At 56.6% G+C, this 20,165-nt stretch carries 16 protein-coding genes; 12 read left to right on the forward strand and 4 right to left on the reverse strand.

Translation table 11 applies throughout. The features are described from left to right. The first annotated feature begins 197 nt into the window (after positions 1 to 197). Together ACTIKR_RS14655 and pbpC are read left to right on the forward strand one after the other, a co-directional pair. Entirely contained in the window at positions 198 to 6,107 is a 5,910-nt protein-coding gene (locus ACTIKR_RS14655; RefSeq protein ID WP_442328209.1) for an alpha-2-macroglobulin family protein, read from the forward strand. Further along, complete coding sequence (gene pbpC / locus ACTIKR_RS14660) at positions 6,107 to 8,332, forward strand: penicillin-binding protein 1C (RefSeq protein WP_442328214.1); 2,226 nt, start codon at positions 6,107 to 6,109, stop codon at positions 8,330 to 8,332. The genes ACTIKR_RS14655 and pbpC overlap by 1 nt, the downstream gene beginning before the upstream one ends. Positions 8,333 to 8,387: 55 nt before the next feature. Here the strand turns inward: pbpC and ACTIKR_RS14665 are convergent, their stop codons facing one another. Beyond that, entirely contained in the window at positions 8,388 to 8,861 is a 474-nt protein-coding gene (locus ACTIKR_RS14665; protein ID WP_193087721.1) for a hypothetical protein, read from the reverse strand. 494 nt (positions 8,862 to 9,355) lie between these two features. Here ACTIKR_RS14665 and ACTIKR_RS14670 point away from each other — a divergent pair, with 494 nt between their 5' ends. The 10 genes from ACTIKR_RS14670 (at position 9,356) to ACTIKR_RS14715 (ending at position 18,133) form a co-directional block, all read left to right on the forward strand. After that, complete coding sequence (locus tag ACTIKR_RS14670; RefSeq protein ID WP_193087722.1) at positions 9,356 to 10,198, forward strand: carbon-nitrogen hydrolase family protein; 843 nt, start codon at positions 9,356 to 9,358, stop codon at positions 10,196 to 10,198. Beyond that, positions 10,195 to 10,824, forward strand: a complete 630-nt coding sequence (mog, locus tag ACTIKR_RS14675) for a molybdopterin adenylyltransferase (RefSeq protein ID WP_442328210.1) — start codon at positions 10,195 to 10,197, stop codon at positions 10,822 to 10,824. Before ACTIKR_RS14670 ends, mog begins: the two co-directional genes overlap by 4 nt. A 118-nt stretch (positions 10,825 to 10,942) precedes the next feature. Continuing rightward, positions 10,943 to 12,007 carry a class II fructose-bisphosphate aldolase gene (gene fba, locus ACTIKR_RS14680; protein WP_193087724.1) on the forward strand — a complete coding sequence of 355 codons (1,065 nt, stop codon included), beginning with the start codon at positions 10,943 to 10,945 and terminating at the stop codon, positions 12,005 to 12,007. A 148-nt stretch (positions 12,008 to 12,155) separates the two neighbouring features. Then, a complete protein-coding gene (locus ACTIKR_RS14685) occupies positions 12,156 to 12,539 on the forward strand; it encodes a type II toxin-antitoxin system RelE/ParE family toxin (RefSeq protein WP_442328211.1) in 384 nt (127 codons plus the stop codon). Then, positions 12,469 to 12,825, forward strand: a complete 357-nt coding sequence (locus ACTIKR_RS14690; protein ID WP_193087821.1) for a helix-turn-helix domain-containing protein — start codon at positions 12,469 to 12,471, stop codon at positions 12,823 to 12,825. The genes ACTIKR_RS14685 and ACTIKR_RS14690 overlap by 71 nt, the downstream gene beginning before the upstream one ends. A gap of 214 nt (positions 12,826 to 13,039) precedes the next feature. Then, on the forward strand, positions 13,040 to 13,921 hold the full coding sequence (locus tag ACTIKR_RS14695) for a phosphoribosylaminoimidazolesuccinocarboxamide synthase (RefSeq protein ID WP_193087726.1): 882 nt from the start codon (positions 13,040 to 13,042) through the stop codon (positions 13,919 to 13,921). A 10-nt stretch (positions 13,922 to 13,931) separates the two neighbouring features. Beyond that, positions 13,932 to 14,480 carry a 5-(carboxyamino)imidazole ribonucleotide mutase gene (gene purE / locus ACTIKR_RS14700; RefSeq protein WP_226816555.1) on the forward strand — a complete coding sequence of 183 codons (549 nt, stop codon included), beginning with the start codon at positions 13,932 to 13,934 and terminating at the stop codon, positions 14,478 to 14,480. Between the two features lie 15 nt (positions 14,481 to 14,495). Next, on the forward strand, positions 14,496 to 15,683 hold the full coding sequence (locus ACTIKR_RS14705; RefSeq protein WP_193087727.1) for a 5-(carboxyamino)imidazole ribonucleotide synthase: 1,188 nt from the start codon (positions 14,496 to 14,498) through the stop codon (positions 15,681 to 15,683). 95 nt (positions 15,684 to 15,778) lie between these two features. Continuing rightward, positions 15,779 to 16,789: an L-threonylcarbamoyladenylate synthase gene (locus ACTIKR_RS14710; protein ID WP_193087728.1), complete on the forward strand. Its 1,011-nt coding sequence runs from the start codon at positions 15,779 to 15,781 to the stop codon at positions 16,787 to 16,789. Positions 16,790 to 16,939: 150 nt separating this feature from the next. Continuing rightward, positions 16,940 to 18,133, forward strand: a complete 1,194-nt coding sequence (locus ACTIKR_RS14715; protein WP_442328212.1) for a M20 aminoacylase family protein — start codon at positions 16,940 to 16,942, stop codon at positions 18,131 to 18,133. 154 nt (positions 18,134 to 18,287) lie between these two features. Here the strand turns inward: ACTIKR_RS14715 and ACTIKR_RS14720 are convergent, their stop codons facing one another. The 3 genes from ACTIKR_RS14720 to ACTIKR_RS14730 form a co-directional block, all read right to left on the reverse strand. Then, the gene (locus ACTIKR_RS14720; RefSeq protein ID WP_193087730.1) at positions 18,288 to 18,701 is read right to left on the reverse strand and encodes a type II toxin-antitoxin system HicB family antitoxin; all 414 of its coding nucleotides are present in this window, start codon (positions 18,699 to 18,701) and stop codon (positions 18,288 to 18,290) included. Between the two features lie 57 nt (positions 18,702 to 18,758). Continuing rightward, positions 18,759 to 18,929 (reverse strand): type II toxin-antitoxin system HicA family toxin, encoded by a 171-nt coding sequence (locus ACTIKR_RS14725; protein WP_193087731.1) that lies wholly within the window; start codon positions 18,927 to 18,929, stop codon positions 18,759 to 18,761. A gap of 121 nt (positions 18,930 to 19,050) precedes the next feature. Further along, a complete protein-coding gene (locus tag ACTIKR_RS14730) occupies positions 19,051 to 20,013 on the reverse strand; it encodes a cryptochrome/photolyase family protein (protein ID WP_442328213.1) in 963 nt (320 codons plus the stop codon). Positions 20,014 to 20,165 lie beyond the last annotated feature (152 nt).

A 20,165-nucleotide genomic window follows, 5' to 3' on the forward strand; every position in this document is an offset into this window, starting at 1 on the left:
GACTGTGTCGGTGGCTTTTTTCATGGGCGATATCGATATTGCGATATTGCTCACTCTGCAGCAAGATCCAGCCACGGGCATTTATCCCGCTATGGTCCCCTTCTGGCCGATAGCTGAACCACACGGACTTCTGTTATGATTTCAGGCAGCCACCGGTTCGGCGTGTGGCCCTGATTATTTTTGGGAAGGCGGTAACTATGAAACGCATCTTTGTTGCCGGAGCCGCACTGGTTCTGTCCGGAATTATCGGCACTGCAGGCGCCGCCAATATTACTTCGGTGTCACCCACGGGTAGCCAAAGCAAGGTCGCCGCCATTGATATCGTGTTCAGCACTAACGTCATTCCGCTGGGGCGCAACGATTTGCCGCCACCGGTCTCGGTCAGTTGCAAGGGGAGCCAGATAAAGGGGCATGGCAAGTGGTCCGATGGCGCGCACTGGTCTTATGAATTTGAACAAAAGCTGCCAGCTGGCGTGCAATGCACGATTACTCCGGATACGGCCTTTCGCGATACTACCGGCAAGCCGGTACAAGGCAAAAAACAATATCAGTTTGATACCGGTCGGCTGGCTGTCACATCAGTTGGCCCCTCGGGCAAAATCGATGAAGATCAGGCTTTTACGGTCAAGTTCAACCTGCCGGTGCAGGCCAGCAGTTTGCAGGCGCACGCAAGCTGCGTGGTGCAGGGCCTGGGGGAGCAAATTCCGGTCAAAGTGCTGTCCGAGCAGGATAAGAACATAATCATCAGCCAGGCCAGGCCCTATCTGGCAGATGAGGCCCAGAACATTGCGTTTGTTCAGTGCGCGCGCCGTCTGCCAGCAGCAGCCAAAGGCAGACTGGTCATCGGACAGGCGGTTACCAGCCTGGGCGGCATATCCATGAGCAAACCCTATGGTTTCGAATTCGAGGTGCGCAAGGACTTTGCCGCCGGCTTTTCCTGCTCGCGCGAAAACCAGAACGCCGATTGCTCGCCGGCCAGGCCGGTATATCTGACGCTCAGTGAATCAATTTCCCGGGCGGACATACAAGGCATTTCGCTTGTCGGCGCAAATGGCAAACCGTATCCGTCAGACATCGATGACAGCGACAGTACGATAAGCAGCGTGAAATTTCCAGGCCCGTTTGCCGAGCACGAGACGCTGACGCTCAATGTGCGTGCAGGGCTGAAAGACGAGTCGGGACGCGCCCTGAGCAATGCCGGCCAGTTCCCCATGAAGGTTCGCATGGCATCCTATTCTCCCATGCTCAAGTTCGCTTCCTCTACCTTCGGCATTATCGAGCGCAAGGCAGATACCGCCGACGGCAGGGCACCGTGGCATGTACCGCTGACTGTCCGGTATGTAGAGAACCACCTGGCCATCAAAGACCAGAGCCTGTCTCCGGGCACCATTAGCGATTATGTTCCTCAAGAGGATGCCGACGTACTCAGGGCATTTGCACGTGTGCGCCGCCTGGAGGAAACGTCGATGACGGCAAAAAATATTCGTGCCGTGATGAACGATCAGCCTGACAGTCAGACGGAAAAAAAACCCGTTTATATAGACACCCGATCCATTTCCATGCTGGCCGAAAACCCGAATGCAACCACCATCACGCTGCCAGAGGTGAAAACGGCGGGCAAGAGCCGCGATTTTGAAGTACTGGGCGTGCCATTGCAGCAGCCAGGCTTTCATGTGCTGGAAGCCAAGTCCGCCAGCCTGGGTCAGGCGCTGCTTGCCAATAAAAATCCCATGTATGTACGCAGTTCGGTGCTGGTGACCAACATGGCCGTGCATGTCAAAAAAGGCCGGGACGATCTGCTGGTGTGGGTGACCACGCTGGATGACGCCAAGCCGGTTGCGCATGCACAGGTCAATGTACTTGATTGTTCCGGTAAAACGCTACTGACTGGCCAGACGGGCAGCGATGGCATCTGGCATTATCGCAAGGCGGTCAAAGGCGAAGATTATTGCAACGCTACGGAGTTGTCCGGCCTTTTTGTCTCGGCGCGCATTGGCCCCGATCATCCGCAGGCCGCTGGCGTAGGCGATTATTCGTTTGCGTTTACCTCATGGGACAATGGCATTGAGTCCTGGCGCTTCAATGTGCCAACCGACAGTTCTGCGCAGCCTACTGTGCGTGCCCACACTATCCTGGACCGCAGCCTGTTCCGTGCTGGCGAAACGGCGTCCATGAAGCATCTGCTGCGCACGCTGACACGCGACGGGTTTGCGCTGCCTGACATCAATGCGCTGCCGGCACAGATGAGCATTGAACTGGTGGGCGGGCAAGACAAATACAAGTTCCCCGTCAAATGGCAACAAACAGCGGGCGGCGGCGTGTTCAGTGCATCGGACTGGAAAATTCCCGAGGATATCAAGCGCGGACAATACCGAATTGTGCTGGACCCCGATGGTCAGGCGTACGAAACCGGTCAGTTTCGTGTCGAGGACTTCAAGCTGCCTTTGCTGGCAGGACAACTATCGATCACTGATACTGTGGGCGACAAAGGGCCGCTGATCGCACCCAAGGCAGTCCGACTGGATATGCAAATGCGATACTTGTCTGGCGGTGCTGCCGGACGGCTACCTGTAGACATTTCTGCACTGTCACGCGATCGCACCGTGTCATTTCGCGACTATGACGATTATTCTTTCGATCCACCGCAACAAACCGCGGCCGACGCCGATAGTAAGCAAGAGGAGGGTGCAGACGATAGCGACACCAGCCGCATTATCGTGAACAAGCAGAAGATGACGCTTGATGCCCAGGGGCACGGCACGCTGGCGCTGGATGCCTTGCCCGCATCGGACAGAGCGCGCAACATCACCTTTGAAGGCAGCTTCATGGATCCTAACGGCCAGGTGCAGACGCTGAGCCGTACTGTGGCCGTGTGGCCCGCCGCCTATGTGGCGGGCATTCGAAGTGGCTACCTGGTGCAGCAGGAAAAGGCTGCGGCGATATCGGTTATTGCACTGGACACGCAGGGTAGGCCGGCGGCAACGGCCCCGGTCAAGGTACGTGCCGTCAGCTATACCTATCAGACTGTCCGCAAGCGTCTGGTCGGCGGGTTTTACAGTTATGACACCCATCGCGTCGCCAAAGATCTGGGCACCGTATGCACCGGCACCAGCGGCGCTGACGGCAAATTCGCTTGCGATATCAGCCTGAAAGAGCAGGGGCGGGTCAGCCTGATTGCCGAGGTTACCGATAGCGCAGGTCGCCGTGCCCAGGCCGAGTCCAGCGTCTATGTGGTCGGTGCAGGCGAGATGTGGTTCTCGGGCGAGAACAATGACCGCATCGACATAATTGCCGACAAGAAGGAATATCAACCCGGCGAGACTGCACAGTTCCAGGTGCGCATGCCATTTCGCCAGGCCAACGCGCTGGTTGCCATTGAACGGGAAGGGGTCCTGGAAACCAGGCAAGTAGCCCTGTCGGGCACCAATCCCACTTTCACCGTTCAGATCAAGCCTGAGTGGGGGCCGAACGTCTATGTTTCGGTACTGGCGCTGCGAGGTCGAATTCGCGACTCGGCGCAGAATCCGGATCTCAGTTGGGGAGAATCGGCCTCTGCGTTGCCTAGCGCATTAATTGATCTGGCCAAGCCGGCGTATCGCTATGGGTTGACGGCGATTCGTGTGCGCAGTGATAAAAATGCATTGAATATTAGTGTCACCACAGACAAGTCGCGCTATCAGGTTCGCGACCAGGCGACCGCCACGATCCGGGGCACCTTGCCAGATGGCAGCCCGGCTGCCAATGCCAGTGTTGCATTGGCGGTGGTGGACGAAGCCTTGCTTGAACTGGCGCCCAATGATACCTGGAATATTGTCAAAGCCATGATGGGTGAGCGCGCCTATGGGGTCGAAACATCCACTGCCCAGATGGAAGTGGTGGGACGGCGTCACTATGGTCGCAAGGCCCTGCCGCCGGGCGGTGGCGGTGGCAACGGTGGTGCCCCTACGCGCGAATTGCTGGACAGCCTGGTATTCTGGAAGCCGGATATTGTGCTGGACGCGCAGGGTCAGGCCACCGTTGCGCTCGGCCTGAATGATGCGATTTCGGGTTTTCGGCTGGCAGCCATTGCCGAACTGGGTGCGGACCGGTTTGGTCAGGGAAGTGCCCATATCGTGACCACGCAGGATTTGCAGGTCATCTCCGGTTTGCCGCTGGTTGCCCGCAGTGATGATCATTACACTGCGGCGGTCACGCTGCGCAATGCGACCGATCGTGCCATGACTGTACAGGTGGACGCGCGCGTCAGTGGTCCGGCGCTCGCGCCGGTAACGCTCAAGCGGCAAACCGTGTCCATTGCGGCACAGTCGTCGCAGAAGGTCGCCTGGGATATGAACATGCGTACCCTGCCGCCGGGGCCTTCGTCGCAGACCCTCAAGTGGCGTTTCGATGCCCGGGAACAGGAGGAGCCGACTGGCAGCACACCGGCGCATACCGCTGCGGCGGACAGTGTCGAAGTATCGCAACTGCTGATTCCTACCGTACCGGTCACGGTGCGACAGGCGACATTGCAATCGGTGCGCGCAAAGGAACCCATCGAGGGGTTACCGGTGCAGCCGCCAACAGGCGCGATCAACGGGGCCGATGGTGTGCCGCTGGGCGGGGTACAGGTGCAATTGTCCACGTCCCTGGCAAAAGGGCTGGAGCCGGTGCGCCGCTGGTTTACCGACTATCAGTTTACCTGCCTGGAGCAACTGTCTTCGATTGCCATCGGTATTGACAATCCGCAGCGCTGGTCGGCACTGATGAACCGGTTGCCCGTATACATGGATGATCATGGGCTGGTGGCGTACTTCCCTGGCCTGGCAGGCGATGAAGTGCTTACCGCTCATTTGCTTGCCGTATCCCAGGAGGCCAGTCGCGGTGACCAGCCTTACGCGATTCCGAAAGCGTATCGTGAAAAAATGCTGGAAGGCCTGATGGCCTATGTAAACGGCAAAATCCGTTCGACTGCATGGCAGCCCAAACAGGATAACGGGGAACGCAGGCTGATGGTGCTGGAGGCCTTGTCACGTGCCGGTATGGTTACCCCCCGCCTGCTGTCCACCGTTGAGTTTGATCGGGAGCGCATGAGTACGGCTGCACTGGTAGACTGGCTTAGCATTGTGTCGCGCGTCAAGAACTTGCCGGATCAGGCCAAAACGCTGTCCACGCTGCGTTCGGCCCTGCTGTCGCGCATGAGCCGGCAAGGCACCAGCCTGGTGCTCGCAGACGATGATGATGCCTATCCTTGGTGGATGATGAGCAATCGCGCCACGGTGACAGCTAAACTGCTTGTTGCGGTCATGAACAACAAGGCCTGGGAGAAGGATATCCCTGTACTGTTGACTGGCCTGCTTGGTCAGCAGCAGCGCGGCGCCTGGTCTACGACGACGGCGAATGTCTGGGGTACCCTGGCGGTTCGCGCCTTTTCCGCGACCTTTGAAAAAACGCCGGTCAAGGGAACGCTGTCCATGTCGCTGCAATCTGCCGGTGCCTCCACTGCATCCGCAGACCAGCAGTGGGAAGGGCTGCTGCCGACCCAAAAAATCTTGGTGCCGTGGAAAAACAATGATCCCCAGCAACTGTCGCTATCGCTGCAGGGAACCGGGCGCGTCTGGGCATCCATGGCGGCCCAGGCGGCAGTGCCGGTAAGCAAACCAATCTACGCGGGCTATACGCTCAGTCGCAATATTGTTCCGGTCTCACAGGCGGTAAACGGCAAATGGTCAGTGGGCGACATCTACCGTGTCCATCTGGATATCACTGCCAAGACCGCGATGAACTGGGTGGTGCTCAGTGATCCGGTGCCGGCCGGTGCGACGGTTCTGGGTGGCGGCCTGGGCCGGGATTCGGCCGTGGCAACCCAGGGTGAGAAGCAGGACGACAATGGCATGTCGCCCAGCTTTGCCGAACGCAAAAGCGAACTGTATCGTGCCTATTATGCGTGGTTGCCGGCGGGCAAGACGTCGCTGGAGTACACGGTGAGGCTCAATACGCCTGGCAGCTATAGTTTGCCGGCCACGCGGGTCCAGGCCATGTATGCGCCGCAGGTTTACGGCGAATTGCCCAACACCGGTGGGTTCACGATTGTTGAATCCGCCAACGCTTCGGCTGCGACAACCCCATGATGGCACGGGCAGTCGGAGAAGCGGCAGAGCGCCGGGGCCGCCCATTCAGACTGCTGGGCCTGTGCCTGGTTGCACTGCTGGTCGTGGTTATTGTCGGGCTGGCTGTCTATATCGCCCGCCTGCCGGTACCTGGGTACGACGAAGTGCGCAGCGGGTACCGTGCGTCCTATATCACCTTGCTTGATCGCGATGGTGCGGTGCTCGAGCGGGTCCGCAACGACTATCATGAACGGCGTGACAACTGGACGCCGCTGGGCGAGATCTCTGTTGCCCTGGTCAGCGCTGTGCTGCAGTCCGAAGACCGGCGTTTTTACAGCCATGCCGGTGTCGATATACTTGCGCTGGGCGCAGCGGTGCGTGACCGGGTCACCGGGCGCAGTGTGCGCGGCAGCTCGACGCTTACGATGCAACTGGCCGGCATGCTGGACGAGCGCGATGGGCGCAACGGCAGGCGTACGCTGGCACAGAAAGCCAGGCAGATGATTCAGGCACTGGCCATTGAATTGCATTGGAGCAAATCGCACATTCTTGAAGCCTACCTCAACCTGGTTCCCTGGCGCGGCGAGTTGTCCGGGGTCACTGCTGCGGCCCGCAGTCTTTTCGGCAAATATCCTGTCGGACTGGACAGTCGTGAAGCCGCGATTCTCGCTGCCATGCTGCGCTCACCCAATGCTGCGCCAGCCGTTATTGCGCGCCGGGCTTGCGGCATTCTGAAGGCGCAATCACAAGCGCAATATTGTGAACATCTTGCAGGCATGACCGACTATCAATTGAGCCATACCGCCACCGCCTTGCAGGATGATCCTTTTGCTGCTTCTCATTTTGCCCGACGCCGGCTGGCATTGGGAATGCCGCAGCAGGCGCATCTAGCCACCACGATCGATGGCCGGCTGCAGCGCACCGTGCAGACCATTGTCAATCGCGTGGTCCATGAGATTCGCCATAGTCATGCCAATGACGCGGCAGCGGTCGTGCTGGATAACCGTACCGGTCGTATTCTGGCTTACGTGGGCTCCTCCGGTGATCTGGCAACGGCCCGCTACGTTGATAACGCAGCTGCCCTGCGGCAGGCCGGCTCCACGCTTAAACCCTTTCTGTACGCTCAGGCGTTGGAGCAGCGCAGGATTACGGCGGCCTCGCTGCTGGACGACAGCGCGGTCAACCTGCCTACCGGCAATGGGTTGTATGTGCCGCAAAACTATGACAAGCAGTTCGGCGGCTGGGTCAGTGCCCGTACGGCCCTGGCTTCATCACTGAACATCCCGGCGGTACGCCTGCTGGTCATGGTAACGCCTGATGTCTTTCACCAGCGTCTGCGCCAGCTTGGCTTGCCGCTGGCGCAGACGGGCGATTATTACGGCTACAGTCTTGCATTGGGTAGCGCCGATGTGACGCTGCTGTCGCTGACCAATGCGTATCGGGCGCTTGCCAATCAGGGCATGTACAGCGACGTGAACTGGGGTGTTGGTGCGGCGCCGTCGGCCAATCGGGTCATGAGTCAAGAGACTGCCTGGCTGGTGGGCGATATCCTGTCGGACAGGCAGGCACGGGCGCGCACCTTTGGCCTGGACAGTGCCTTGTCCACTCCTTTCTGGACCGCCGTCAAAACCGGCACCAGCAAGGATATGCGCGATAACTGGACCGTAGGCTGGTCTGACAAATATACCGTGGGCGTTTGGGTGGGCAACAGTACCGGCGCCAGCATGCGCCAGGTCAGTGGTGTTACCGGCGCGGGGCCTGCGTGGCATGACATTATGCGGTATCTGCATCGGGATCATGCCAGTATGCAACCAACCCGGCCCGCCGCGTTGAGCGCACGCGACATTACTTTTGAAAATAATCTGGAAGCAGCCCGGGCCGAATATTTTCTGCCGGGCACCGAGATGTCGCGCATCGCGCTGGCGTCTTCGGCCGCGGCACCGGCTTCCGGGCGCATGGTCATTCGCACGCCGGCCGACGGTACGATCATCGCTCTTGATCCCGATATCCCGGCGGACAACCAACGCATGCAGCTGTTGACCACGACACCGGCCGGTGGCAGGCACGTAACCGTGCGCTGGTACGTGGACGGTCGTTTTCTGGGCGAGGCCAATCCCTTTGCCTGGTATCCCGTACCGGGCAGCCACCTGATTGAGGCGCGCGACAATGCTGACCAGACTCATGACCGGGTGCGCGTCAACATACGCGGCGCGCAGTTGCGGCCGCAACTGGGTCAGCAGCCTTGATCGGCATGGTGCATGGCTACTGGTTGCTGCCACAACAAGCCTGAGCAAAGGTTGATTAGTCGTTGTCTGGCGGGAACTCACGCAGATTCGGGTACCGCTGTTTCAGAGTTTGAATAAAACGATCCGTGCTTTCTTGTGAATACCCCAAGATCTTTCCGATTTCTCTTTCCACCGATTCTATGTAACCGTATTTAAAAGCACATTTTTGTAGTTCGATAAATCTTAATGCTTTGTCCCTTGAACCGGGCACGTAAACCACGAGATCTTCATAGGGACCATCCCCTATATGTTCTCTGACCCAGTCTAATGCCCCGGGAGTCTGGGCTAGCCGATTGAAATTGTCTTCGGCGCCAAATTTGATGGTTTCAAATAATCCCTCATCAATGCATCTTCGCATGTCTTGAAAATGTTCTTCAGGGTAATCGAAACAAAAATAGGCGACCTCTTTTTTGCCTGCGAGCATAAATTGCGCTTCGCGTCCCTCATGTGGAGCCCCTTCTTCATTTTCAACAAGATTTTCATCGCTCATAGTAAAGAATCACTCTTTAATTTAAGAAAGTAGGTAATTTTAGGATGAAAATCCAAACGATGACGATCCTTAACTGCTGCCAGGTCGTAGGGATAGACGTTATGAGACTCTACTGTTTCCCGGGGGAAAATCAGGTGTTGTAGAAATTGGTTATTTAGTGCCATTGTCTGTCATAAGCGTTTTTAATACACAGGAACCGGGGCACGGGCAAAAGACACAATACCGTAGCAGATAATAGTTTCATCAGCGATATTTTTTCGCAAGAGAGCGCTATTTCTCCAGGATCGGTGGCATGCTTGTCACAAGGGAAGGCCAATGGCTTTATGTACAAATGTTGTGGTAACGCAAAGCTCAAGGTGGGCACAGGAAAAGACAGGGCGTAACTCACAATAAATAAAATCATTGGCTTGGTGGTTTCTCCTTTGTGAATACCGAACACAGGCCATGCGATCTGTTGCATAATTGAGTAAACAGTCCAATCAGGTGGTGCCTCAATGCAAACCAATACAAGCAATTCACAACTGAAAGTTGGCGTCGGTCAGTTTGCTGCCGTCAACGAGATCGAACCCAATAAGGAACATATCCATACCCTGGTAACGCAGGCGGCAGAGCAGGGCGTGCAACTGCTGGTCCTGCCCGAAGCGTCCATGTGTTCGTTTGGCTCGCCGCTGCCGCAATTGCGCGAGACGGCCGGCAACAACTCGCCTGCCTTTGTCCGCTACATGCAGGATCTGGCGCGTGATCACGACATGCATATTGTGGTTGGTGTGCTGAGCCTGGCAGACCAGCCGGGCGATGAACGGGTGACCAATCAGCTACTGGTTCTTGACAATACCGGCGCGCAGGTGCTTCGTTATACCAAAATGCATGTCTATGATGCCTTCAAATTCAAGGAGTCAGACAAAGTGCGGCCCGGCAGTTTTTCCGAAGAAAACGCCGAGCTGGGTCTGTTCGATATCAAAGGGTTTCGGGTTGGTCTGATCAACTGCTATGATCTGCGTTTTCCGGAAATGGCTCGCGCGCTTATTGATCAGGGAGCAGATGTGCTGTCGGTCAGTGCGGCCTGGCTTGCCGGCCCGCTTAAGGAAAACCATTGGGAAATATTGCTACGGGCACGCGCCATTGAAAACACCAGCTATGTATTGGCATCAGGGCAGACCGCGCCACGCAATTGTGGTCTGAGCATGATTGTAGACCCACTGGGTATGGTGTTGGGCACTGCCACCGCCGACCCGGGTCTGGCGGTGCACACCTTGTCATCACAACGTATTGCGCAAGTGCGCGAGCTGCTGCCATGTCTGCAAAATCGTCGTTATCAGGTATCAGGATTGAAATGAATACAACTGCAATAAAAAGAACGCATCCGGACGAACTCATTGTCGGGCTGGTTTCGGTCTCGGACCGGGCAACATCCGGTGTCTACGAGGACAAAGGCATTCCCTCGCTGCAGGCCTGGCTGGAGCGTGCCCTGCAGTCGCCGTTTCGCACCTGCGCCAGGCTGATTGCAGATGATCAGCAGACTATTTCCGAGACGCTGATCGAGCTGGTGGATCAGCAGGGATGCGATCTGGTGCTCACCACCGGCGGCACGGGCCCGGCGCGACGCGACGTTACACCAGAAGCGACACTGGCGGTTGCCAGCAAGCCCATGCCCGGTTTCGGTGAACAGATGCGACAAATCAGCCTGGCCTTTGTGCCTACCGCCATTTTGTCCCGCCAGGTTGCTGTCATCCGCGAAGCGACTGAACATGCTGCGCTGATTATCAATCTGCCGGGGCAACCCAAAGCCATACAGGAAACCCTGGAAGGGTTGCGCGATGAACAGGGCAAAGTAAAAGTGCCAGGCATCTTTGCCGCCGTGCCTTACTGCATTGACCTGATCGGCGGTCCCTATATAGAGACCCGAGACGATGTGGTTGCGGCTTTCCGGCCAAAATCGGCCCGGCGCGAGCCCAAAGCTTGACAGTTGTGATGTCACAATTGGTAAATTTGGTAAAAAGCCGGGTTCCTGCGCCTTATATGCGGTTTCCCACTTAAAATAGTGGCTGTTCAGATATTTTTCAATTTCAGGAGATCGTTACATGGCACTCGTTTCTATGCGCCAATTACTGGATCATGCCGCGGAAAACGGCTATGGTATTCCCGCCTTCAACGTGAACAATCTGGAGCAGGTGCAGGCCATCATGGAAGCGGCCAAGGAAACCAACAGTCCGGTCATCATGCAGGCGTCTGCTGGTGCGCGTAAATACGCAGGCGAAGGTTTTCTCAAACACCTGATTCAGGCTGCGGTAGAGAGCTATCCGGAAATCCCGGTAGTCATGCACCAGGATCATGGTCAGTCACCTGAAATCTGTCAGGGTGCCATCAATCTTGGCTTTTCAAGTGTCATGATGGACGGCTCTCTCATGGCCGACGGTAAAACCATTGCCGACTATGAATACAACGTGGAAGTAACCAAGCAGGTAGTTGATCTGGCACACAAGGTCGGTGTCACTGTAGAAGGTGAACTGGGTTGCCTGGGCTCGCTTGAAACCATGAAAGGCGACAAGGAAGACGGCCACGGGGCAGAAGGCACCATGACCATGGAGCAACTGCTTACCGATCCGGAACAGGCTGCAGATTTTGTCCGTCGCACCCAGCTGGATGCGCTGGCGATCGCGATTGGCACCAGCCACGGCGCCTACAAATTCACCCGCAAGCCTACAGGCGATATTCTGTCTATCAATCGCATCAAGGAAATCCACGCTCGCTTGCCCAATACACACCTGGTCATGCATGGCAGCTCCAGTGTTCCCCAGGAATTGCTGGCCGAAATCCGCGAGTTCGGTGGCGACATGAAAGAAACCTATGGCGTGCCGGTTGAAGAAATTCAGGAAGCCATCAAGTTTGGCGTGCGCAAAGTCAATATCGATACCGATATTCGTCTTGCCATGACAGGCGCCATCCGCCGTTTCCTGGCCGAAAATCCCGGCAAGTTCGACCCGCGTGAATACAACAAGCCAGCCCGCGAAGCCGCCAAGAAAATCTGCGTCGCGCGCTATCAGGAATTTGGTACAGCCGGCAACGCCAGCAAAATCAAACCGATTGGCCTGTCTGAAATGGCCGCAGCCTATGCTGCAGGCAAGCTGTCTCAACAGGTAAAATAAGACGATTGCGCCGTCTCCCGGGACGGCCTGTCAGGGAAACCCCGCCACGACGATGCGTTGTGGCGGGGTTTTTCTTGTGAGTTTCCGTAATAGGAAATGATACCCGTAACGGGTATATTGCTATAATTTAGCAATAAGCAATGGCAGTATGAGAGTGTTAAAGCGCAGAGCGTTTGCGAAATGGCAGTTGCGTGAAAAATTGCCTGACGCTGTCTTATGTTGGGCGGTTATGAAAATGGAGCACGGGCTGATCGACGTCGGTTTGGGTGGAAGGCTTTATAAAAAACGGGTGCCTGGTGCTGGCTGCGGTAAAAGCAGGAGGTATCGAACATTGCTTTCGGCCCGAATAGGCACTCGGTACATTTTTCTGCACGGTTTTTCGAAAAGCGAGCAGTCCAATATTTCTCTGAAAGAAAAGCAGGCCCTGAGCTATGCCGGCAAGCTATTTCTGGCGCTATCAGATGACGACCTGGTTCTTGCCTTGCAAGCCGGCGTCCTACAGGAGTTGCATTGTGACAGGAAAAATCATTGAATCATTGCGCGGTGAACTGGCTGAGCTGCAGACTGGGGGTGCAATCAGCAAAACGACAATGCGCGAGTTTGACACGCTTTTCCCGTTGCCGGTCAGGAATTTTACAGCGACAGATATACGAAAATTGCGCGAGTCACTCAATATCAGCCAGCCTGTCTTTGCGCTTCATTTACATACCACGGCCTCGACCGTACGCAAATGGGAACAGGGTCATACACGCCCGTCGGGACCGGCTTTGAAATTGCTCAATGTGATCGCCGCCAAGGGGCTGCAAGCCATTCTGTAAGATGATCTTGCCGCATGAGGTAGCACACTGATGGTGTGCGCCGCTAGCGGAACCCGCCACGACGATGCGTTGTGGCGGGGTTTTTTACGTTCAAGCCTAGCATATGGCGGTAAAATAACGGATTATTCCCATTTCTATTCCATGCTCGTACGCCCGCGACAGTACTTCACGCGTCCGCGTGCCGCATGAAATTTTCCCTTGCAAAGGATTTCCGGTGACATCTGCGCTTCTTCAATCTGATATTCAGTCCCTGCCACTGCTGGCGCGCGGCAAAGTCCGTGATATGTACGCCGTGGGCGACGACAAACTGTTGATTGTTGCTTCTGATCGTATTTCTGCGTTTGATGTGATTCTGGATGATCCTATTCCCGGCAAGGGCCAGGTGCTTACCGAGCTCACGGAGTTCTGGCTGAACAAACTGGGGCATATTATTCCAACCCATGTGACCGGTATTGCTCCCGAAGAGGTGGTGCAACCCGCGGAAGCAGACCAGGTCCGGGGCCGGGCCATGGTTGTCAAGCGCCTCAAGCCTGTGCTGGTGGAAGCGGTCGCGCGTGGCTATCTGATCGGATCCGGCTGGAACGACTATCAAAAAACCGGCGCCATCTGCGGCGTCAGCCTGCCTGCTGGTCTGGTCCAGGCGCAGAAACTGGCATCGCCTATCTTTACCCCGGCGGCCAAGGCCGAAATGGGTTCTCATGACGAAAACGTCGACTTCGCCCATGTCGTGCGCGAAGTGGGGCAGGAGGTTGCCGAGCAGATTCGTGATATCACGCTGCACCTTTACACCGAGGCGGCCGATTATGCTGCAGAAAAAGGCATCATCATTGCCGATACCAAATTTGAATTCGGCTTGGACGACAACGGCGTCCTGCATCTGATGGATGAAGTGCTCACGCCTGACTCTTCCCGTTTCTGGCCCGCCGACTCCTATCAGACGGGCATCAGCCCCCCGTCCTTTGACAAACAGTTTGTGCGCGACTGGCTGGAAACCCAGCCCTGGGACAAGACAGCGCCTGCGCCCCGACTGCCACAGGACGTGTTGCAGAAAACGGCCGACAAATATCGTGAGGCGGCAACCCGTCTGATCGGATAAGCAGGGCGTTATGAACGAAACACTCAACTCAGGCAATCACAATACTGATTCCAGGCAGGCCGACCAGGCGCTGGTCGGCGTTATCATGGGCTCGTCCAGCGACTGGGACGTCATGAAAAACGCCACGGACATGCTCGAGCAATTCGGCGTGCCTTACAAGGCCCAGGTCATCTCGGCGCATCGTATGCCGCAAGATATGGCCGATTATGGCGCGACAGCCTATGATCGCGGCCTGCGGGCGATTATCGCCGGCGCCGGCGGTGCAGCGCATCTGCCAGGCATGATGGCGGCGCTGACCGAGGTGCCGGTGTTTGGCGTACCGGTCCCGTCGCGCTATCTGCGCGGCGAAGATTCCCTGCTGTCCATCGTGCAAATGCCCAAGGGGGTTCCTGTTGCCACCTTTGCCATCGGCGAAGCCGGCGCCGCCAATGCAGCGCTGCATGTGATTGCCATGCTGGCCATGAACAACCCGGCGTTGCGCGAACAATTGCGCGCTTTTCGCGAGAAACAGACCAATACGGCAAGGGCGATGACATTGCCGCCGGCTACCAAGAACTGAAAGAGAATTTTCGCAATGCACACACCAATAGCACTTTCTGACCGCATTCATCCTGGCGAATGGCTGGGCATGCTGGGCGGCGGCCAACTGGGTCGCATGTTCTGCCACGAGGCGCAGAAACTGGGATACAAGGTCGTTGTTCTGGACCCGTCCGGCAACAGTCCTGCAGGCATGGTGGCCGAGCGCCATATGGCCGCAGCCTACGATGATATCGTTGCGCTCAGGGAACTGGCCGCGATCACGCCCGCCGTTACGACGGAATTTGAAAACGTGCCGGCCAGCAGTCTGAAACAACTGTCTGCAAGCTGTCGCGTGACGCCTGGCGCGGCAGCGGTCGCCGTTGTGCAGGACCGGATTGCCGAAAAGGCATTTATCAATGCCCAGAAGATCCCGGTAGCGCCATATTGTGAGGTTCGCGACATGAGCGATCTGGAGCAGGCACAGGATGCACTATTTCCCGGTATTCTGAAAGTAGCTCGCCTGGGTTATGACGGCAAGGGTCAGCAACGGGTCTCGACCCGCGCCGAAGCCATTGAAGCCTTTCGTGACTTTGGACAAATACCCTGCGTGCTTGAAGCCATGTTGCCGCTGGATCATGAAATTTCAGTTGTCATGGCGCGGGCGATCAGCGGAGAGACCGCGATTTTCCCGATTGGCATTAACACCCATGAGAACGGCATTCTTGCCAGTACGGTTGTCGCGCCGGATCTGATCAACGAAGATTTGGCCAGTCAAGCCAGGGAAGCAGCCCTGCGCATTGCCGAAGGACTCAATTATCAGGGCGTGCTGTGTGTCGAGTTTTTTGTGCTGTCTGACGGTCGCTTGATTGCAAACGAAATAGCGCCACGTCCGCACAACAGTGGCCACTACACGATGGACGCCTGTGTCACCAGCCAGTTTGAACAGCAGGTGCGGGTCATGACGGGCATGCCGCTGGGCGCGACAGATCTGCTCACGCCGGTGGTCATGCTCAATATCTTGGGCGACTGCTGGTTCAATGGCAATGCCAGCCATGCGCGCGAACCGCAATGGCATGACATTCTTGCCATCCCGGGTGTATCGTTGCATCTGTATGGCAAGGATGAGCCGCGCCCGGGGCGCAAGGTCGGGCATATTAACGTTGTGGGCGCCAACATAGAGCAGGCCAAGGAACGGGCACGGGATGTGATTCGCAAAATGGGGATTCGCACCGTTTTGTCCTGACTGGCTTTAACCGTTTTATCTATACCATGTAATCCCAAGAGGCAGTCCCGGACCCCAGGACTGCACCCGATGATCACGCGACACAGACCATTTCCATGACCGATATGACAAGCCCGATTGACCATGCCGCACACGTTTTAAACGAAGGCGGTCTGGTGGCGTTGCCTACCGAGACGGTTTATGGTCTGGGCGCCGACGCCGAGAGCGCGCAGGCCGTGGCCAAAATCTATCAGGCCAAGCAGCGGCCAGCCAACCATCCGCTCATTGTTCATATCGCGCCGGAGGCGGATCTGTCCTATTGGACGCGGGACCTTCCGGCAGAAGCGCAAAAGCTGATACAGGCGTTCTGGCCGGGACCATTGACGCTGATCCTGCCGAAAAACCCGGCCATTACCGATGCGGTGACCGGCGGGCAGGACAGTATCGGCCTGCGGTGCCCGTCGCACCCGGTCGCACTGGCGCTAATCCGCGCTTTCGCCCGCCTGCGCCCCTCGGGACAGGCTGGTATTGCCGCGCCTTCTGCCAACCGGTTCGGTCATGTGTCGCCGACCAAAGCCCAGCACGTACGCGACGAATTTCCCCAGGAATGCACCGATGGCATGCCGGTGCTCGAAGGGGGCGATACTGACATCGGCATTGAATCGACGATTGTGGACGTCTCGCGCATTGCGCAGGGCATGCCGGTCGTATTGCTTCGCCCTGGTCATATTTCGGCAGGGCAACTGGCGGGGGTGCTGGGCTATACCCCGGCCAGCCCGGACGCTGCGGTTCCTCGTGCATCGGGCACGCTGAAAGCCCATTATGCGCCGCAAACCCGGCTCAGCCTGTTCGATGCCGCAAACCTGGAAGACCTGCTGGCCGCCCGTCCGGGGCACGAACGCTGGGCTATTTATGCGTTTGACGCGCCGCCACCGGCCTTGCCGGCACAGTTGCAGTGGCAGCAGGTGTCTTCTGACCCGGTCCGCTACGCACATGATCTGTATGCGCTGCTGCGCGAGGCCGACCAGCAGAATCTGGACCATTTACTGATCCAGCGCCTGCCCGCAGACGAACGGTGGGATGCGGTTGCCGACCGCCTGCAGCGTGCCGCCGCCGCTTTCGAATAAGACCGTACTGGCCACAGTGGTGGCCAGGAATGCTTTAGATTCCAACCTGTTATGTGAATCGCTGCAGTTTATTTTGGAAAATGCACAGCCGCTTTGCCAGTTGGCCTAAACCGGATTATGATGATTCTATTGGAATCTCCGGAACGCAATATGTTAGAAATCAAGAATCTTCAGGAAATGGTGGATGTGCGCAGGGATATCCACGCTCACCCCGAACTGGCTTACGAAGAAAACCGGACTGCACAGGTCATTTGCCGCAAGCTCAAGCAATGGGGCATCCCTTATGAAGAGGGTATCGGCAAAACCGGCGTGGTTGCAACCATCCGGGCGGGCAGCGCCGACAAGGCCATTGCTTTGCGTGCCGATATGGACGCGCTACCCATGCAGGAAGAAAATCGCTTCGCACACCGTTCGCAGCATGATGGCAAAATGCATGGCTGCGGTCACGATGGGCATACCACCATGCTGCTTACTGCGGCGCATTACCTGAACGAGACGCGCAATTTTGATGGCACTGTTCACCTGATATTTCAGCCTGCCGAAGAGGGCGCAGCCGGCGCCAAAGCCATGCTTGAAGATGGGTTGCTGGAACGGTTTCCCTGCGAAGCCATTTTCGGCATGCACAATTGGCCCGGGCTACCCGAAGGGGCATTCGGCTATCGCAGCGGGCCGCTGATGGCCTCCAGCAATGTATTTAGAATCACCGTTTCGGGAAAAGGCGGTCACGCAGCGGCACCCGCCGATTGCGCCGATCCGGTTCCGGCGATTGCCCAGATTGCAGTGGCGCTGCAGACCATCGTATCGCGTTCGGTTCGCCCAATTGACCCGGCGGTCTTGTCCATTACGCAAATTCATACCGGGTCCGCCAATAACGTAATTCCCGATAGTGGCTGGCTGGCCGGTGCGGTGCGCTGTTTTTCCGATGACGTGATCGACGTGATGGAAAAACGCATGCGCGAACTGGCCACGCAGATTGCCAGCAGCTTTGGCTGTACTTGCGAAGTCGACTTTGACCGCAGATATCCGCCATTGGTGAACACGCCCGACGAAACCGAGTTCTGCCGCCAGGTCATGGAGTCCCTGTATGGCGAGCGCAGTGCCGACATGGTGCGCGAGAATGTGCAAGTCATGCCCTCTGAAGATTTCTCCTTCTTCCTGCGCGAGCGGCCTGGCAGTTATGTCTTTTTGGGAAATGGCGAGGGCAACCACCGCGAGCCAGACCATGGCCTGGGCCCTTGCATGCTGCATAACCCGAGCTATGATTTCAACGACAATCTAATCCCGATCGGCGCCAGCTACTGGATTCGCCTGACAGAAATGTATCTGGCGGCCAAAGCCGGATAACAACACCTTTGATCATTCCCGGTACCGATGCGATCGGGAATGACAGCCCGCGATCATAACGACGCACGCCATTGGCAAATGCAAAAAGACGCGGGCCGAGGTAATTGGCATCATCATGCACATACCGGGGGACTACGGATGGTTTACGGAGGAATCAGACGACATGAAACGCTAAAGATTTGCCGAGCTTCTTAAATGCCTGATCAATCGTATCAACCTTTGTCGCCTGCCGCAGATTTACCATACGGTTCACTTGCGTAGGCGACACTTTCATCAGGCGTGCCAAATCGGCCTGTTTTACGTGCTGTCGCACCATTTCGTTCAATAACTCAACCTTGATTGCCACACTGGCCGGAAGGTCGACGATGTGCTGTCCGGCTTTTGTCGCTGATGGCGTCGGCACGCGACGCATATCATCAAAGTAAAAATCAAGTGCGGTAATTAGGCAGTCATACGCTAAATCAATGGCCTGCGCTTTGGTTTCTCCGTAGCTGATGGCTTCCGGAATATCCGGAAAGGTCACCATAAACCCCGGGCCATCGGGCGTCAGCATAAATGGATATTTCATATTACTTTCCTTTCTGTTCGGTGGTCGCTTCGTGTGAAGCCACCGAAGGGACGCCTGTCACAAGCCAAGCTGTTTTAATATTGCTTTTCGAATTCCCTCTGGCAACTCTTTCGCGTGCCTGGGAAGGGTACTGTGCCTACCGTTTAATGTCAGTTTCGTGTGGTTCGATCCTTCCTTAAACGTTACTCCCTGCGACATAAGCCAGCGTCTGAATTCGCTGGTTTTCAATGCAACTTCTCCTGCGTTTTCTATTATCTAATTATATACGAAAACGTTTATAAAAATAAACAAAAACGTGTATCGTATGGCAATGGAAAGCATGCCATTAGGTCTAAACGCAGGCGTCTCACTACTTGTCCGTCAATTCCCCATATCTGGCCAGCGCAATTCTGCGTGCAGCGCTGTGATCCACGATAGGCCTGGGATACGTTTTGTCCAGCTCGATCTGTGCGCTCGCCAGTATCTGATCGCCTGCCGTCCATGGAGCATGGATGTGCTTACCGGACAAGGCCGCCAGCTCGGGCACATAGCGGCGTATGAATTTTCCATCCGGGTCGAATTTCTGTGATTGGGTGATTGGGTTGAAAATCCGGAAATAGGGCTGGGCGTCACAGCCGGTGGAGGCGGCCCACTGCCAGCCGCCGTTGTTTGCGGCCAGATCAAAATCATTTAACTTCAACGCGAAGTATTGTTCACCCCGCTTCCAGTCGATACCCAGGTCCTTGGTCAGAAAGCTGGCAACTATCATGCGCAGCCGGTTGTGCATATAGCCTGTTTGATTCAGCTGGCGCATGCCGGCATCGACAATCGGATAACCTGTTTCTCCCTGGCACCATGCCAGGAAATGGTGCTCGGCTTGCGGTCCGCTTTCCCATTCAATCGCCTCATATTTGGCGTTGAATGCGTGTTCGACCACCTGTGGATAATGATGCAGGATCATGAAATAAAAATCTCGCCAGATCAGCTCGCTCAACCAGGTCGCAGCGCCCTGGTTGCCCGTGGACATTGCCGAAAAGGCGGCCTTGACCAACGTGCGAATAGATAGGGTGCCGAATCGCAGGTGCACAGATAAATAGCTTGGGCCTCGCAGAGCCGGAAAATCACGTTTGGCATCATAGGCGTTCATGCGGGGCAGAAAATCATCAAGTGCTTCCTGAGCGCCGCTGCTGCCGGCTGGCATCGGCACCGGCTGCGCTGGCGGTTTGAAGCCGATATCTTCCAGGCACGGGCGTTGCGCCAGCGCTTGCGGGACTGGCGCCAACGCGCCCCCCAATGATTCGACGGGCACAGCAGCGTAGTGTTCGCTGTGCAAGGTTTTTAGCCAGGCGTTTTTGTAAGCGGTAATTACCTTGTACGGGCGACCCTGTCCGTTGATTATTTCGTCGGTATCATAATTGTACTGAACATTTTACAGGAAAAGCGCCCGGTTATCCGACTGCAGCATTGTGCCAACCTGTTGGTCGC

The organism is Advenella sp. (assembly GCF_052108595.1).
Classification (GTDB): Bacteria; Pseudomonadota; Gammaproteobacteria; order Burkholderiales; family Burkholderiaceae_B; genus Advenella.

Coding starts and splice junctions, on each gene's coding strand:
- ACTIKR_RS14685 (WP_442328211.1), top strand. CDS start 12,156: ATGAGAGTGTTAAAGCGCAGAGCGTTTGCGAAATGGCAGTTGCGTGAA.
- ACTIKR_RS14665 (WP_193087721.1), bottom strand. CDS start 8,861: ATGAGCGATGAAAATCTTGTTGAAAATGAAGAAGGGGCTCCACATGAG.
- ACTIKR_RS14655 (WP_442328209.1), top strand. CDS start 198: ATGAAACGCATCTTTGTTGCCGGAGCCGCACTGGTTCTGTCCGGAATT.
- ACTIKR_RS14715 (WP_442328212.1), top strand. CDS start 16,940: ATGTTAGAAATCAAGAATCTTCAGGAAATGGTGGATGTGCGCAGGGAT.
- pbpC (WP_442328214.1), top strand. CDS start 6,107: ATGGCACGGGCAGTCGGAGAAGCGGCAGAGCGCCGGGGCCGCCCATTC.
- ACTIKR_RS14670 (WP_193087722.1), top strand. CDS start 9,356: ATGCAAACCAATACAAGCAATTCACAACTGAAAGTTGGCGTCGGTCAG.
- ACTIKR_RS14705 (WP_193087727.1), top strand. CDS start 14,496: ATGCACACACCAATAGCACTTTCTGACCGCATTCATCCTGGCGAATGG.
- ACTIKR_RS14720 (WP_193087730.1), bottom strand. CDS start 18,701: ATGAAATATCCATTTATGCTGACGCCCGATGGCCCGGGGTTTATGGTG.
- mog (WP_442328210.1), top strand. CDS start 10,195: ATGAATACAACTGCAATAAAAAGAACGCATCCGGACGAACTCATTGTC.
- ACTIKR_RS14690 (WP_193087821.1), top strand. CDS start 12,469: ATGACGACCTGGTTCTTGCCTTGCAAGCCGGCGTCCTACAGGAGTTGC.
- purE (WP_226816555.1), top strand. CDS start 13,932: ATGAACGAAACACTCAACTCAGGCAATCACAATACTGATTCCAGGCAG.
- fba (WP_193087724.1), top strand. CDS start 10,943: ATGGCACTCGTTTCTATGCGCCAATTACTGGATCATGCCGCGGAAAAC.
- ACTIKR_RS14710 (WP_193087728.1), top strand. CDS start 15,779: ATGACCGATATGACAAGCCCGATTGACCATGCCGCACACGTTTTAAAC.